General features: G+C 41.7%; 16 protein-coding genes. All 16 read left to right on the forward strand.

What is annotated here, in order from left to right:
* The first annotated feature begins 74 nt into the window (after positions 1-74).
* The 16 genes from GPLA_RS01175 (at position 75) to atpG (ending at position 14,546) form a co-directional block, all read left to right on the forward strand.
* On the forward strand, positions 75-557 hold the full coding sequence (locus tag GPLA_RS01175) for a YajQ family cyclic di-GMP-binding protein (RefSeq protein WP_007102964.1): 483 nt from the start codon (positions 75-77) through the stop codon (positions 555-557).
* Between the two features lie 8 nt (positions 558-565).
* On the forward strand, positions 566-1,948 hold the full coding sequence (gene mnmE, locus GPLA_RS01180) for a tRNA uridine-5-carboxymethylaminomethyl(34) synthesis GTPase MnmE (RefSeq protein ID WP_007102965.1): 1,383 nt from the start codon (positions 566-568) through the stop codon (positions 1,946-1,948).
* Positions 1,949-2,330: 382 nt separating this feature from the next.
* Positions 2,331-2,768 carry an FMN-binding protein MioC gene (gene mioC, locus GPLA_RS01185; RefSeq protein WP_007102966.1) on the forward strand — a complete coding sequence of 146 codons (438 nt, stop codon included), beginning with the start codon at positions 2,331-2,333 and terminating at the stop codon, positions 2,766-2,768.
* 3 nt (positions 2,769-2,771) lie between these two features.
* Entirely contained in the window at positions 2,772-3,446 is a 675-nt protein-coding gene (locus tag GPLA_RS01190; RefSeq protein WP_007102967.1) for a DnaT-like ssDNA-binding domain-containing protein, read from the forward strand.
* 19 nt (positions 3,447-3,465) lie between these two features.
* Positions 3,466-4,281, forward strand: a complete 816-nt coding sequence (locus tag GPLA_RS01195) for an ATP-binding protein (protein WP_007102968.1) — start codon at positions 3,466-3,468, stop codon at positions 4,279-4,281.
* 738 nt (positions 4,282-5,019) lie between these two features.
* Complete coding sequence (gene mnmG, locus GPLA_RS01200) at positions 5,020-6,921, forward strand: tRNA uridine-5-carboxymethylaminomethyl(34) synthesis enzyme MnmG (RefSeq protein WP_007102969.1); 1,902 nt, start codon at positions 5,020-5,022, stop codon at positions 6,919-6,921.
* A complete protein-coding gene (rsmG, locus tag GPLA_RS01205) occupies positions 6,921-7,559 on the forward strand; it encodes a 16S rRNA (guanine(527)-N(7))-methyltransferase RsmG (RefSeq protein ID WP_007102970.1) in 639 nt (212 codons plus the stop codon). The genes mnmG and rsmG overlap by 1 nt, the downstream gene beginning before the upstream one ends.
* A 112-nt stretch (positions 7,560-7,671) precedes the next feature.
* Complete coding sequence (locus GPLA_RS01210; RefSeq protein ID WP_007102971.1) at positions 7,672-8,460, forward strand: ParA family protein; 789 nt, start codon at positions 7,672-7,674, stop codon at positions 8,458-8,460.
* Positions 8,461-8,493: 33 nt separating this feature from the next.
* Entirely contained in the window at positions 8,494-9,366 is an 873-nt protein-coding gene (locus GPLA_RS01215; protein WP_007102972.1) for a ParB/RepB/Spo0J family partition protein, read from the forward strand.
* Between the two features lie 101 nt (positions 9,367-9,467).
* The gene (locus tag GPLA_RS01220) at positions 9,468-9,857 is read left to right on the forward strand and encodes an ATP synthase subunit I (protein WP_007102973.1); all 390 of its coding nucleotides are present in this window, start codon (positions 9,468-9,470) and stop codon (positions 9,855-9,857) included.
* 45 nt (positions 9,858-9,902) lie between these two features.
* Entirely contained in the window at positions 9,903-10,715 is an 813-nt protein-coding gene (gene atpB / locus GPLA_RS01225) for a F0F1 ATP synthase subunit A (protein ID WP_007102974.1), read from the forward strand.
* Between the two features lie 53 nt (positions 10,716-10,768).
* On the forward strand, positions 10,769-11,017 hold the full coding sequence (gene atpE / locus GPLA_RS01230) for a F0F1 ATP synthase subunit C (protein ID WP_006994918.1): 249 nt from the start codon (positions 10,769-10,771) through the stop codon (positions 11,015-11,017).
* Between the two features lie 39 nt (positions 11,018-11,056).
* Positions 11,057-11,527, forward strand: coding sequence for a F0F1 ATP synthase subunit B (gene atpF, locus GPLA_RS01235; protein ID WP_007102975.1), 471 nt, complete (start codon positions 11,057-11,059; stop codon positions 11,525-11,527).
* Between the two features lie 14 nt (positions 11,528-11,541).
* Positions 11,542-12,075 carry a F0F1 ATP synthase subunit delta gene (gene atpH, locus GPLA_RS01240; protein WP_007102976.1) on the forward strand — a complete coding sequence of 178 codons (534 nt, stop codon included), beginning with the start codon at positions 11,542-11,544 and terminating at the stop codon, positions 12,073-12,075.
* A gap of 13 nt (positions 12,076-12,088) precedes the next feature.
* Positions 12,089-13,630 (forward strand): F0F1 ATP synthase subunit alpha, encoded by a 1,542-nt coding sequence (gene atpA / locus GPLA_RS01245; protein WP_007102977.1) that lies wholly within the window; start codon positions 12,089-12,091, stop codon positions 13,628-13,630.
* 55 nt (positions 13,631-13,685) lie between these two features.
* On the forward strand, positions 13,686-14,546 hold the full coding sequence (atpG, locus tag GPLA_RS01250; protein ID WP_007102978.1) for a F0F1 ATP synthase subunit gamma: 861 nt from the start codon (positions 13,686-13,688) through the stop codon (positions 14,544-14,546).
* The last annotated feature ends 4 nt before the right edge of the window (positions 14,547-14,550 follow it).

Here is a 14,550-nt window from a genome sequence, read left to right on the forward strand (position 1 = left end):
GCTATAAGTGGCGGGCTTTTTTATAACTACGCCTAGCTTTATAATGGCCCCATTCAATCAACAGGAATTTCAACATGCCTTCATTTGATATTGTTTCAGAGGTCAATTTAGAAGAAGTAAGAAACGCAGTAGATAACGCCAACAGAGAACTATCTACACGATTTGATTTTCGCGGAGTTGAAGCAAGCTTTGAACTTAAAGAAAGCATAGTCACTATGTCATCAGACAGTGATTTTCAATTAAAGCAAATGCTTGATATTTTACGCGGCACCTGCGTAAAACGTGATGTAGATACAGCTGCTTTTGAGGAAAAAGACGTGCAGCATATAGGTAAAATATATAAACAAGCCATCGCGTTTAAGCAAGGTATAGAACAACCAACAGCAAAAAAACTGATTAAACTAATCAAAGATGCCAAGATTAAAGTTCAGGCTTCAATCCAAGGCGAACAAGTACGAGTTACCGGAAAAAAGCGCGATGATTTACAGCAAGTTATGGCTCTTGCTAAAAGTAGTGATTTAGACCAACCACTACAGTTTACTAACTTTAGAGATTAATAATTAACGTGACTTCTGAGCAAGCCCCCCTTAATCAAGACACCATAGTTGCCCAAGCCACCGCTAGTGGACGCGGAGGAGTTGGTATCGTTCGTATTTCCGGAGCGTTAGCAGGGAAAGTAGCGGAGCAAATAATTGGCCACATCCCCCCCGTGCGAAACGCACAATATGTTCCTTTTCTGTCGAAAGATGGTGAACCCCTTGATCAAGGAATTGCGCTGTTTTTTAAAGCTCCCCATTCCTTTACCGGTGAAGATGTATTGGAGTTACAAGGGCACGGTGGTCAGGTAGTCTTAGACATGCTCATTAAAGCTACCTTACATATTCCTAATGTACGCTTAGCACGTCCAGGTGAGTTTAGTGAACGCGCCTATTTAAATGACAAGCTCGATTTGGCGCAGGCTGAAGCGATCGCTGACCTTATCGATGCCAGCTCGGAACAAGCAGCACGAGGGGCTCTGCGTTCATTACAGGGGGAATTTTCGGGGCACATTAACCATCTTGTAGAGATGTTAACCCATTTAAGAATTTACGTAGAAGCCGCAATCGACTTTCCCGATGAGGAAATCGATTTTCTGAGTGATGGCAAAGTACAAAAAGACCTTATCGCCATCACTGAACAGCTCTCATCTGTTAAAAAGAGGGCCCAGCAAGGTAGCTTGTTAAGAGAGGGCATGCGTGTCGTTATCGCGGGTCGTCCTAATGCGGGCAAGTCAAGCCTATTAAATGCGTTAGCTGGACGCGAAGCGGCAATCGTAACAGCAATAGCCGGGACGACACGTGACGTACTAAAAGAACAGATTCATATTGATGGTATGCCCTTGCATATTATCGATACAGCCGGCCTTAGGGAAAGCTCTGACGAAGTGGAGCGTATTGGTATTGAACGTGCGTGGCAAGAAATCGATCAAGCAGATCGCGTCTTGTTCATGCTCGACAGTACAGAGTCAATCGAAAGCGACCCACACAAAATTTGGCCGGATTTTATGCAGCGCTTACCACAGAATATGGGACTCACGGTCATACGCAATAAAGCTGACTTATCTGGTGAAACCGTCGGTAAGGTGATTACAAATGGTTATGATGTTTTTAACCTTTCAGCTAGCAATAAACAAGGCATTGATATTTTAGCTGAGCACTTAAAAGAATGTATGGGGTTCCATTCATCAAACGAAGGCCAGTTTATCGCGCGAAGACGCCACATTGACGCAATTGAACGTGCGGAAGAGCATGTTTTACTAGGTAAACAACAACTTGAAGACAATCTAGCGGGTGAATTGTTAGCTGAAGAACTGCGCTTGGCTCAATCATATTTGAGCGAAATTACCGGCGAATTTAGCTCTGATGATTTATTAGGTAAAATATTTTCTTCTTTTTGCATTGGTAAATAACCTTAGATTAATTCTATTATTGACCGTCTATTATCTCACTAAGGTAAGTTGTATTCGGCTTACCTTATCTCCCCCCCGCCGAATTAGAACAAAATAACCAGACTCTATAATTAATTGCACGGCATAAACCATTTCACGATAACAAAATGAAATATGCTGATTATTAATTATAATTTTTTATACAAAGAATACTAAAACGAACTTTTCGTTATCAATATTAAACATAAAGGTAAATATATATAACTTTAATATACTGGTAACTTAATACTTGATTACAAACAAATAAAATGCGGCCAATTATAAATGACACGTTGCGTTAAGCATGGTCGTGCCAATATATGCAATGTACAATGATTTTATGACACAGTGGGAAAACAAAACAATGGTAGATTTTGAGATCATAGTAGGTAGTGTGCTCGGTGCGAGTGAATATGTTGCTGAAGCCATAGAAGAAAAATTGACTGAATACAAATTGACTTCCCAGGTTCATTTATCTCCGGATCTAACAGAAATATCGAACGCTGCGACGTGGATAATTTGTACCTCTACTCACGGTGCTGGGGACCTTCCCGATAATATTCATAAATTTATCAAGCAGGTTGAATCAACAGATTTAAGCGGCACTACTTTTATACTGGTTGGGCTTGGTGATAGCAGCTACGACACATTTTGTCATGGCGCATTAAAGATTGAAAAAATACTAAAGAACAGCGGCGCTAGGCTAGATACACCGGCACTCAATATCGACGTTTTGAATCAACCTATTCCTGAGCACTCAGCTATTCAGTGGTTAGAAATTTGGTTAGATAGTAGAGGATAGATCTTGGATAAGTGGTTGAATGAAGCAGAACAAAAGGCATTAAATCAAGCGTTGAGTAACGACGCTCGAGTGCTGTATTTAATGGGCTTAAAACCGTCTGTTGATCTTAAAACCGGTAAAACACAGCCACTTAACTATAAATCATTGTTAAACATGCTAAATGCAAAAGAAAGTAGGTTTACGCTCGGCCGCCAAGTCAATAGCTTAATTAAAGAGTTAAGCCAAGTAGAACTAGTCAGCTTTATTGATGAAGTCGATTTGAATAAAAGCTTCAACGGCAAAATATTACTACTTCCATTACTTATGATTACGCCCGATGATTATAGTCAGCTTCATTTGCAATGGCAGAAAATGAGTACAGACTGGTCACCAAACGCTACATTGTATGCTGATTTAGCCAAACTCGTGGGTATTATAGACAGTGCATTTTCCGGACATGAGCTTGGCGATTTCGTGGCATATTGGTTAGGACGTCCGCAAACTCAATTTACTCAATTTCAATGGACACAAAAATTTGTATTCAACGTAAAACAAAAACGTCTTGCCAAAAATATTAAAGCTATCCATAAAGTAGGTAATCAAGTTATTACTGCAAAAGCAGGTGTCGTAGCGGACGAGAACGCAAAAAATCTGGTTGCTAAATACAGTAATAAACTTAAAACTACCTCTAACTCATGATCACCGGTGGAATATTGTCATGAAAAGTCTGAAAGATAGAATAGAGCAACTCGGTAAAACACTCGGTAGAAAGCACATTCCCGAATCTTATACCGATTATAAAACCGTGAGAATAGAGCACGAAGCATTAGCTAATCGCGACGTGCGTCTATTACAAAAAGAAGGCAAACGTAGCCGTATACAAGATCTACACGGGCGTTCTGATCTCAACCCAAAATGGACCTTTGATAATTTGATTGAAGACAGTGACGACGTAAAAGAAGCGATAAGCATCGCGCATTCTTTTATTGCTGCTCACGAAGATCCTGCATGGCGTAAAAGTGGTTCACATATGATGATATTTTACGGCGACTACGGACGCGGGAAATCACACACAGCGGGCGCTATCGCCCATGAACTGATAAACCAATATGAAATAACCGTATTGTATCGTCAGCTATCAACACTCTTAGAAATGCGCTTTTTCTCATACGATTACAGCGCAACAGACAAAGTAGGAGAGAAATTCCGAGAAATCAACCAGGAGCTATTAGACGTCGACTTACTAATTCTTGATGAAGTATGTGTTAATGAGTCGGCCCTTAAAAAGAACGCCCAAAGCTGGCTAGGTAACCTTCTTAGACAACGTTTAGCCCATAATAAAAATTGTATATTAATTACTAATCATAATTTAGCTGAACTTGAGCAAGCCCTTGGTAGCTATTGCTTTGAGTCCATTAAGGAATACGACACTTATAAAGTACGATTTGAGGGTCCTAGTCGCAGAAAGGAAATAATTCCGACTCAGGTCGAATCACATCGAGCAACAGGGTATCAACCTAATCAAGTAAAATAATGTCTTAAAGGCAAGCATAAAGATCACCCATTCGCAGCAAAGTAAGATCCTTAATCAAGAGATCTTACCTTTCTCGATCTAAAAACTAGGATCCTATCGGTTAATATTAACCCTATTTTCAGCAAAATTGACTTTTGAACAGAAGCGACTCTAGCCAGTTGACGCCTTATATACTTGCTATAACGGCAAATTATTTACTATTTTGCATTTATTTCATTGCAGCATAAAAAAAAATATTCGTTAGATCCCTGACTTATACACAAGGCGATCAAGGATCATGATCCATAATGCACAAGTGAGACTACGCGCCAACTAGCGCTAGATCATGCAATTAGAGATCACACTTTATACACAGTTAGATCAAACCTTATCCTTAATTGTGCATAAAACTATGTATAACTGCTGTATATTAAGGATATATCCACGGGATAATATTAAGCCTAGATCGCCCTGTGGATAAGATCGCTAGTTACCCCCAAGCTATACAACTTAGATCAAGGATTGATCACAACAAAACATTGCTCACAAGCTATTGATAATACAAATAAATATACGGTTACACACAGATCATGCGATCCCTAATAATAATAATAATAAGTAAAGATCTAAATAGATCTTATAAAGATTAAGCAAGATCGGTTCGATCTTCTGAATGAATTTTAAGCATTTCACTTATGCTAAATAACATATAGAATATGTGCCCCTTTTTTGGGATATACATGATTAAAGAGGTAGTAAATGTTTTATCAACAACAGTTTGATGTAATCGTAGTTGGTGGTGGTCACGCAGGGACAGAAGCGGCACTTGCGGCTGCCCGTATGGGTTCAAAAACCCTGTTACTGACACATAACATTGAAACCTTAGGTCAAATGTCATGTAACCCGGCAATTGGTGGAATTGGTAAAGGCCATTTGGTTAAAGAAATTGATGCTCTGGGTGGAAGTATGGCAAAAGCCATTGACAAAGGTGGGATCCAATTCCGCACTTTAAATTCCAGCAAAGGCCCCGCTGTAAGGGCTACACGTGCTCAAGCAGATAGATCATTGTATCGATCTGAGATACGCAACATCATAGAAAATCAAGAAAATTTGACCATTTTCCAACAGTCCTGCGATGATCTGATCGTTGAAAATAACCGGGTCACTGGCGTAGTGACTCAGATGGGTCTTAAATTTCGTGGTAACGCAGTTGTAATCACCGTAGGGACCTTTTTAGGTGGCACCATTCACATAGGAATGGAAAATTACAAAGGTGGACGTGCCGGTGATCCTCCTTCGATTGCCCTAGCAGATCGTTTACGTGCATTGCCATTCAGGGTAGCTAGGTTAAAAACAGGTACCCCAGCACGTTTAGACTCAAGAACCCTCGATTATAGCGTCATGCAAGAACAGCTCGGTGACAGTCCTATTCCGGTATTTTCATTCATGGGAAAAGTAGAAGATCACCCTAAGCAAATCGCGTGTTACATCACCCATACCAATACTCAAACACATGATATTATTCGCGGGGGGCTAGATCGCTCACCCATGTATACCGGTGTTATTGAGGGTATTGGGCCTCGTTATTGCCCGTCCATTGAAGACAAAATCAATCGCTTTGCAGATAAAGATTCTCATCAAATATTTGTTGAGCCAGAGGGCTTAAATAGCATTGAAGTTTACCCTAATGGTATTTCAACTAGCCTACCCTTTGATGTTCAATTTGCTTTGGTTCGTTCGATTAAGGGTTTTGAAAATGCCCATATTATTCGGCCAGGTTATGCGATCGAATATGACTTTTTCGATCCAAGAGATCTGAAGCAAACGTTAGAAACAAAATTTATTAAAGGTCTCTTTTTTGCTGGCCAAATTAACGGTACTACGGGCTACGAAGAAGCAGGAGCCCAGGGCCTAGTCGCAGGTGCTAACGCTTCATTGCAATGCCAAGGTAAAGATCCTTTGATCTTACGTCGTGACGAAGCGTACATGGGGGTTCTTATCGATGATCTGGCAACCATGGGAACCAAAGAACCCTACCGCATGTTTACCAGCCGTGCAGAATACCGTTTGTTACTCCGGGAAGATAATGCCGATATCCGATTAACTGAAAAAGGTTATGCTCTTGGTTTAGTTGATGAAGAACGTTGGCAAGCATTCAATATCAAATTAGAAGCAATAGAACTTGAACGCCAACGTTTACGTGAAACATGGGTGCATCCCAAACACGCAGCGAGTGAGATACTCAATCCTTTGTTGAAAAACCCTTTGAGTAAAGAAAACACCTTAGAGGATCTGATTAGGCGTCCGGAGATGACCTATGAAACGTTGATGAAGGTGACTGAGTTTGGTCCAGGGATCACCGATCCCAAGGCCGCTGAGCAAGTAGAAATTCAAATCAAATATGCGGGATACATCGAACGTCAGCATGATGAAATCGCTAAATCACGTAAAAATGAAAATACCTTGATCCCACTTGATTTTAATTACAGTCAAATTTCAGGATTGTCTAATGAAGTTGTGGCTAAACTTAGCGATGCCAGACCTGAAACATTAGGCTTAGCATCACGTATATCTGGTATTACACCGGCTGCAATATCGTTGCTTTTGGTCTATTTAAAAAAGCATGGTTTATTAAGAAAGTCAGAGCGTAAAACAGCCTAATGTCAGATAACACTGAATATTTAACCAATTTACTCGCTGGCCACATCAGCAAAACCGATTTACAGGTATCTGATGCTCAGATCACGCAGCTCATTGGTTTTGTGCGGCTAATTCAAAAATGGAATAAAGCGTACAACCTCACCTCTGTGCGCGATCCTGAGTCGATGTTGTTAAAACACATCATGGATTCTATCGTGGTTGCTCCATACTTGGATCAAAGTTATTACATTGATGTAGGTACGGGGCCTGGTTTACCTGGGATCCCCCTAGCGATCATGCTGCCACAAACACATTTCACTTTACTTGACAGTTTGGGTAAGCGTGTTCGTTTTATGAAGCAAGTTGCCTATGAGCTTAAGTTAGATAATATTCAGCCAGTTCAATCCCGAGTAGAAGACTTTGTTAGTCCCCATCAACTGGATGGTGTGCTGAGCCGGGCATTTGCCTCGTTAAATGACATGTTGACTTGGTGTCAGCACTTAATTAACGAAAATGGCTCATTTGTCGCACTCAAAGGGCAATTGCCCCAACAAGAGATAGATGAGTTACCTGAGGGCTTTACTGTCATAGACGTTGTTCAATTACACGTACCTACATTAGACGGAGAAAGACATCTCGTTAAGATTGTTAAGTCTTAATTGAGCATTTCTTTTTTGCAGCAAAAGCTTTATCTTCTGCTAGATAATTTTTTCACTTTGCGCATCAGTTGCTTTCAACTGAATGGCGACATATAACCACTGGAATACTATTTTGGGAAAAGTCATTGCAATTGCCAATCAAAAAGGTGGCGTAGGTAAAACTACTACTGCGGTGAATGTTGCTGCCTCTATGGCGGCTACCAAGCGTAAAGTCTTGTTGATCGATTTAGATCCACAAGGGAATGCCACCATGGGAAGCGGTGTTGATAAATATGATGCACCCAATACCTGTTATGAATTACTGATCGAAGAAAAACCGATCAAAGACGTGGTTATTTCAGACACCACAGGTAAATATGACTTAATCGCCGCCAATGCAGATGTAACTGCTGCGGAAATTAAGTTAATGGAAGTGTTTGCCAGAGAAGTCCGTTTAAGGAATGCGCTTGCGCCCGTGCGTAATTACTACGATTTTATTTTCATCGATTGCCCGCCTTCACTGAATCAATTAACGGTGAACGCAATGGCGGCAGCAGATTCCGTACTGGTACCTATGCAGTGTGAATATTACGCACTTGAAGGATTAACCGCCTTAATGGATACCATAAAGAAACTCGCTTCGGTGGTAAATCCAGAATTAACAATTGAAGGGGTGTTACGCACCATGTACGATCCGCGCAATCGTCTTGCTAATGATGTGTCTGAGCAACTAAAACGCCATTTTGGTGAGCAAGTATACCGTACTGTAATACCGCGTAATGTCCGTTTAGCAGAAGCGCCAAGCTTCGGTACACCAGCGATGTACTATGACCGCTCCTCAACTGGGTCAAAAGCTTATTTAGCGTTAGCGGGAGAAATACTCCGCCGTGGCAAAAAAGATAGCGTTTCCAAAGTTAGTTAACTGAATATTAATACGGGTTGAATAGAGAATTACATGTCAGCGAAAAAAAGAGGGTTAGGACGAGGTTTAGATGCACTATTGGCGACGAGTCAGGCATCACGTAATGCTGAAGGCGAGCAAGTTCTGCAAAACGACAGTGAATTACAACAAATAGCGATCGAATTCCTTAAACCTGGAAAATACCAACCACGCAAAGACATGTCGCCAGATGCGTTAGAGGACTTGGCGTCTTCTATTCGCTCACAGGGGATTATTCAACCTATTATCGTGCGTACCGTTGGTAACAATGAATATGAAATTATTGCTGGTGAACGTCGCTGGCGCGCATCTCAGATAGCGGGTCTTGATACAATCCCGTGTTTGATTAAAGATGTACCAGATGAAGCAGCTGTCGCTATCGCCTTGATTGAAAACATTCAACGTGAAGATCTTAATGCCATGGAAGAAGCTCAGGCCTTAGAACGCTTAATGAGTGAGTTTGAATTAACCCATCAAGAAGTTGCCACTGCTGTGGGGAAATCTCGCACTACCGTTACTAATTTATTACGGTTAAATAATTTGCATGATGATGTAAAATTACTCTTGGAGCATGGGGACATTGAAATGGGTCACGCAAGAGCCTTACTTGGCCTTGAAGGTGACGCTCAATTAGAAGCTGCACACATAGTGTCAGGTAAAGGATTGACCGTCAGAGACACTGAAAATTTAGTGCGTAAATTTCTTGAACCTGCCAGTCCAAAAGTAGAAAAAAAACCCGACCCAGATGTGGAGCGTTTGCAAAATGAATTGTCGGAAAATTTGGGTGCACCGGTACAAATTGCCCACAATGCGAAGGGGAAAGGTAAAGTCGTGATCAATTTCTCCAGTTTAGACGAATTAGACGGAATTTTGTTGCACATAAAGTAATGTTACAAATAGACAATCGAAATACCCTTTTAAGTTGTAAATTCGTCGCAGATAAGTATACTTTCGGCGCTTTTGAAGGTATCAGCAAGTAGAGGAATAAGTTGATAGCGAGTTTAACCGCACCGGGTCGAGCGTTGGCAAAACACATTTTTATCTGCCAAATGATTATTATCATCGCCCTAAGTGTATTTTTTGCGGTATTTTTTGGTCAGAACTCGGCACTATCATCCTTGTTAGGTGGTGTTATTTGTATGCTGCCTAGTGCCATTTTCGCTTACTTTGCATTTAGATATGCTGGCGCCAGTAAAAATAAGCTGGTAGTACAGCAGTTTAACAAAGGCTCAAAACTCAAATTCTTCGCCACCATCTTACTTTTTATCGTGGCTTATCAATGGAAAGACATACAGCCGCTGCCATTGATGTTGAGTTATGTGGTGACTTTGGTTAGCCAATGGCCCGCAATACTATTTTTAGGTCGCGTTAAGCACTAACGAGATCAATACAGATTTTTTAACTTTACATACTTGGGTGGCAAAATGGCAGGATCTGCTGGCGAACAAACCATTAGTGGTTATATTCAGCACCATTTAACCAATGCAGCGGTTGGCGAAGGTTTCTGGACCTTTCACGTCGATACTCTCGCTTGGTCGGTGATACTTGGATTAGTTTTTATTTTAAGCTTTCGCGCTGTCGCGAAAAAAGCAAGCGCAGGCGTGCCAGGCAAATGGCAGGCGTGTGTTGAATTGATCGTTGAGTTTGTCGACGACACGGTGAAAAGTACCTATCACGGTAAAAGTGCACTTATCGCACCGTTAGCATTAACCATTTTTGTATGGGTACTGTTGATGAACCTGATGGATTTAATTCCAGTTGATTTTCTTCCTATTTTAGCATCTTTGATTGCAGGTGAATCTATGGATGTTATTGCTGCAGGTCAATCTCATACTTACATGAAAGTTGTGCCGACCACAGACGTGAATATGACCTTTGCTTTGTCTCTCGGTGTGTTTGCGTTGATGATTTTTTACTCAATAAAAATCAAAGGTGTTGGCGGCTTCTTGAAAGAGTTATATGCACATCCGTTTAATACGCCTTGGTTATACTGGTTCAACTTTATTCTTGAGACGGTATCTTTGGTTGCTAAGCCGTTATCTTTATCACTTCGTTTGTTCGGTAATTTATATGCTGGCGAGCTGATCTTTATTCTTATTGCAGGAACACTGGGCGTGTGGCAATTGCCAATTCACTTCCTATGGGCTGCATTTCACTTGTTAATTATTCCATTACAAGCGTTTATCTTCATGATGTTGACCATCGTGTATTTAAGCCTAGCAAGTGAAGAACACTAGTTTTACAACGTTTTATTCTTTTAACATTAACTTAAACACAAAGGTGAAAATCTATGGAAATCTTAGGAAATCTTTATATCGCGGTTGGTATTTTGATAGGACTTTGCGCATTGGGCCCAGCGATCGGTTTCGGTCTTCTAGGTGGTAAATTTCTAGAGTCTGCTGCTCGTCAACCTGAGCTAGCACCTCAACTGCAAGTTAAAATGTTCATTGTTGCTGGTCTTATTGATGCAATCGCAATGATCGGTGTAGCAATCGCTCTTTTCTTATTGTTCGTTGAAAGCGCGAAGTTTGCTGTTTAAGCACCTAACTAGACAATAACGAATATAGGAGGAGCGGTTTTGAATATCAATGCCACTCTATTTGGCGAACTTCTAGCATTTATATTCTTCGTGTGGTTCTGCATGAAGTTTGTATGGCCCCCTATTATGGGCGCTATAGAAGAACGTCAAAAGAAAATTGCTGATGGTCTTGCTGCGTCTGAACGTGGCGAAAAGGATCTAGAACTGGCTCAAGCGAAAGCGACAGACCAGTTGAAAGAGGCGAAAACTCAAGCAGCTGGAATTATCGAGCAGGCTAAGAAGCGTGGTTCTCAAATTGTTGATGAAGAAACGCAACGTGCCCACCAAGAGCGTGAGAATATCATTGCTCAAGGTCATGCTGAAATTGAAGCTGAGCGTAACCGTGCAAAAGAAGATTTGCGTAAGCAAGTCGCAGCGTTAGCTGTTGCCGGTGCTGAGAAAATTCTTGAGCGTCAAATTGATGCCGCAGCGCAAAGTGACATAGTTGCAAAACTAGTCGCCGAGCTATAAGGGGAATTTGAGCTATGTCTGAATTGACTACCATTGCTCGCCCTTACGCAAAAGCTGCGTTCGATTATGCGGTTGAGCAAAAGATTATCGCAGGCTGGCAGGAAATGCTGGTCTTTGCAGCGCAGGTAGCAAAAAACCCAGAAATTAAAAATTTAATGTCTGGGGCTGTTGCACCTGAATCGTTAGCTGAGCTTTTTAATAAAGTCTGTGGTGAACAACTCGACCAACATGGTCAGAACTTAGTTAAAGTTTTGGCTGAAAATAAACGTCTTCAGGCGCTTCCTGAAATCTCAGAATTGTTTAATGAATTCAAAGCTGAATTCGACAAAGAGATCGAAGTTGATGTGACATCAGCGAGCGAACTTAATGTTAAACAACAAGCAGATATCAGCGCGGCTCTTGAAAAACGTCTTGCACGAAAAGTTAAGCTGAATTGTAGCGTCGACCCTACGCTGATTGCCGGAGTTGTTATCAAAGCCGGTGATACAGTGATTGATGGATCGGTTAAAAGTAAATTAAACCGTCTCACAGACGCGTTACAAGCATAACGGGGAAAAGAGCATGCAACTGAATTCCACTGAAATTGCAGAACTGATCAAACAGCGAATTGAACAGTTTGAAGTAGTAAGTGAAGCTCGTAACGAAGGAACTATCGTTGGTGTTACCGACGGTATTATCCGTATTCATGGCCTTGCAGATGTAATGCAAGGTGAAATGATCGAGCTTCCTGGTAATCGCTACGCTATCGCATTGAACCTAGAGCGTGACTCTGTAGGTGCGGTTGTTATGGGCCCTTACGCCGATCTTCAAGAAGGCGCAAAGGTTACTTCATCAGGTCGTATCCTTGAAGTACCAGTAGGTCGTGGTTTACTAGGTCGTGTTGTTAACACACTTGGTGCGCCGATCGACGGTAAAGGTGCTATTGAAGCTGATGGATTTGAACCAGTAGAAAAAATTGCCCCTGGCGTTATTGAACGTCAATCGGTTGATCAACCTATTCAAACCGGTTACAAATCGGTAGATGCTATGATCCCAGTTGGTCGTGGACAACGTGAATTGGTTATCGGTGACCGTCAAACAGGTAAAACTGCTTTGGCCATTGATGCGATTATCAACCAAAAAGACTCTGGCGTTAAATGTGTTTACGTAGCAATTGGCCAAAAGGCATCAACAATCGCTAACGTAGTACGCAAGCTTGAAGAGCACGGAGCAATGGCACACACCATTGTAGTTGCGGCATCTGCTTCTGAATCAGCGGCATTGCAGTATCTTGCTCCTTACTCAGGCTGTACTATGGGTGAATACTTCCGTGATCGCGGCGAAGATGCGTTAATCGTATATGATGACTTATCTAAGCAAGCTGTTGCCTATCGTCAAATTTCACTATTGCTGCGTCGTCCTCCTGGTCGTGAAGCTTATCCTGGTGACGTTTTCTATTTGCATTCACGTCTTCTTGAACGTGCGGCACGTGTTAACGAAAACTACGTGGAAAAGTTCACAAACGGTGAAGTTAAAGGTAAAACAGGTTCACTTACGGCATTGCCGATAATTGAAACTCAAGCCGGTGACGTTTCAGCATTCGTACCTACTAACGTAATTTCTATTACTGACGGTCAGATCTTCTTAGAAACTGACTTATTTAACTCAGGGATTCGTCCTGCGGTTAACGCTGGTATTTCGGTATCGCGTGTTGGTGGTGCGGCACAAACTAAAATCGTTAAGAAGTTAGGTGGTGGTATCCGTCTAGCGCTTGCTCAGTATCGTGAATTGGCGGCATTCTCGCAATTCGCTTCTGACCTTGACGAAGCGACTCGTGCTCAGTTAGAGCATGGTGAGCGTGTTATGGAATTAATGAAGCAGAACCAATATGCACCACTTTCAGTGGCTGATATGGCTGTTTCATTGTTCGCTGTTGAAAAAGGGTACTTAAAAGACGTTGAACTAGACAAAATCCTAGATTTTGAAGCTGCGTTGCACTCATATATGAACAGCGATTACGCTGAGCTGATAAAAACTATCAACGATACAGGTAATTTCAACGCTGAAATTGAAGCCACGTTAGCTGGAGCTTTAGAGAAATTTAAAGCAACACAAACTTGGTAATCAATGGCACTGCCTTTATTGGCAGTGCATTCGTTGAATAATCGGAGATAGATTTATGGCTAGCGGTAAAGAGATAAAAGGTAAGATCGGGAGTATTAAAAATACTCAGAAAATCACCAGTGCGATGGAGATGGTTGCTGCGTCTAAAATGAAAAAGGCGCAAGACCGTATGACTGCAAGTCGTCCATACGCTGAGAATATTCGAAACGTGATCGGTCACCTGGCTAACGCTAACCTTGAATATCGCCATCCTTATTTAGAAGACCGTGAAATAAAGCGTGTCGGCTATATCGTTATCTCTACTGACCGTGGATTGTGTGGTGGTTTAAATACCAACGAATTCAAAAAGGTCACGAAAGAAGCGAAAAAATGGCAAGAACAAGGTGTAGAAGTTGATTTTGCAGCACTAGGTTCTAAATCATGTGCGTTTTTTAACCGGTTTGGTGGCAATATGTTGGCCGCTGAATCAGGTATTGGTGATGCACCAAGTGTGAAAGACGTGATTGGTTTAGTGCGTATTATGCTTAATGCCTTCAACGAAGGTAAAATCGACCGCCTGTATTTGGTGTTCAACAAGTTTGTCAACACCATGGCTCAGGAGCCACTGATCGATCAATTGTTACCTTTGCCTAAATCTGACGACAAAGCATTAAAGCACCGTTGGGATTATATATACGAACCGGATCCAAAACCTATTTTGGATACCCTATTGGTTCGTTACATTGAGTCTCAAGTATATCAAGGCGTGGTTGAAAACGCTGCCTCCGAGCAAGCTGCTCGTATGGTCGCAATGAAAGCCGCCACTGATAACGCGGGTGACTTAATTGATGACTTACAACTGATATACAACAAAGCTCGCCAAGCAGCGATCACACAGGAAATTAGTGAGATTGTAAGCGGCGCGGCAGCGGTGTAGGCAA

Origin of the sequence: Paraglaciecola polaris LMG 21857 (assembly GCF_000315055.1) — a bacterium.
GTDB lineage: Bacteria > Pseudomonadota > Gammaproteobacteria > Enterobacterales > Alteromonadaceae > Paraglaciecola > Paraglaciecola polaris.

Excerpts from the sequence above, each read along its gene's own strand:
- atpB (WP_007102974.1), top strand. The coding sequence starts at position 9,903 with ATGGCAGGATCTGCTGGCGAACAAACCATTAGTGGTTATATTCAGCAC.
- GPLA_RS01195 (WP_007102968.1), top strand. The coding sequence starts at position 3,466 with ATGAAAAGTCTGAAAGATAGAATAGAGCAACTCGGTAAAACACTCGGT.
- rsmG (WP_007102970.1), top strand. The coding sequence starts at position 6,921 with ATGTCAGATAACACTGAATATTTAACCAATTTACTCGCTGGCCACATC.
- atpG (WP_007102978.1), top strand. The coding sequence starts at position 13,686 with ATGGCTAGCGGTAAAGAGATAAAAGGTAAGATCGGGAGTATTAAAAAT.
- mnmG (WP_007102969.1), top strand. The coding sequence starts at position 5,020 with ATGTTTTATCAACAACAGTTTGATGTAATCGTAGTTGGTGGTGGTCAC.
- atpE (WP_006994918.1), top strand. The coding sequence starts at position 10,769 with ATGGAAATCTTAGGAAATCTTTATATCGCGGTTGGTATTTTGATAGGA.
- atpA (WP_007102977.1), top strand. The coding sequence starts at position 12,089 with ATGCAACTGAATTCCACTGAAATTGCAGAACTGATCAAACAGCGAATT.
- GPLA_RS01175 (WP_007102964.1), top strand. The coding sequence starts at position 75 with ATGCCTTCATTTGATATTGTTTCAGAGGTCAATTTAGAAGAAGTAAGA.
- atpH (WP_007102976.1), top strand. The coding sequence starts at position 11,542 with ATGTCTGAATTGACTACCATTGCTCGCCCTTACGCAAAAGCTGCGTTC.
- mioC (WP_007102966.1), top strand. The coding sequence starts at position 2,331 with ATGGTAGATTTTGAGATCATAGTAGGTAGTGTGCTCGGTGCGAGTGAA.
- GPLA_RS01215 (WP_007102972.1), top strand. The coding sequence starts at position 8,494 with ATGTCAGCGAAAAAAAGAGGGTTAGGACGAGGTTTAGATGCACTATTG.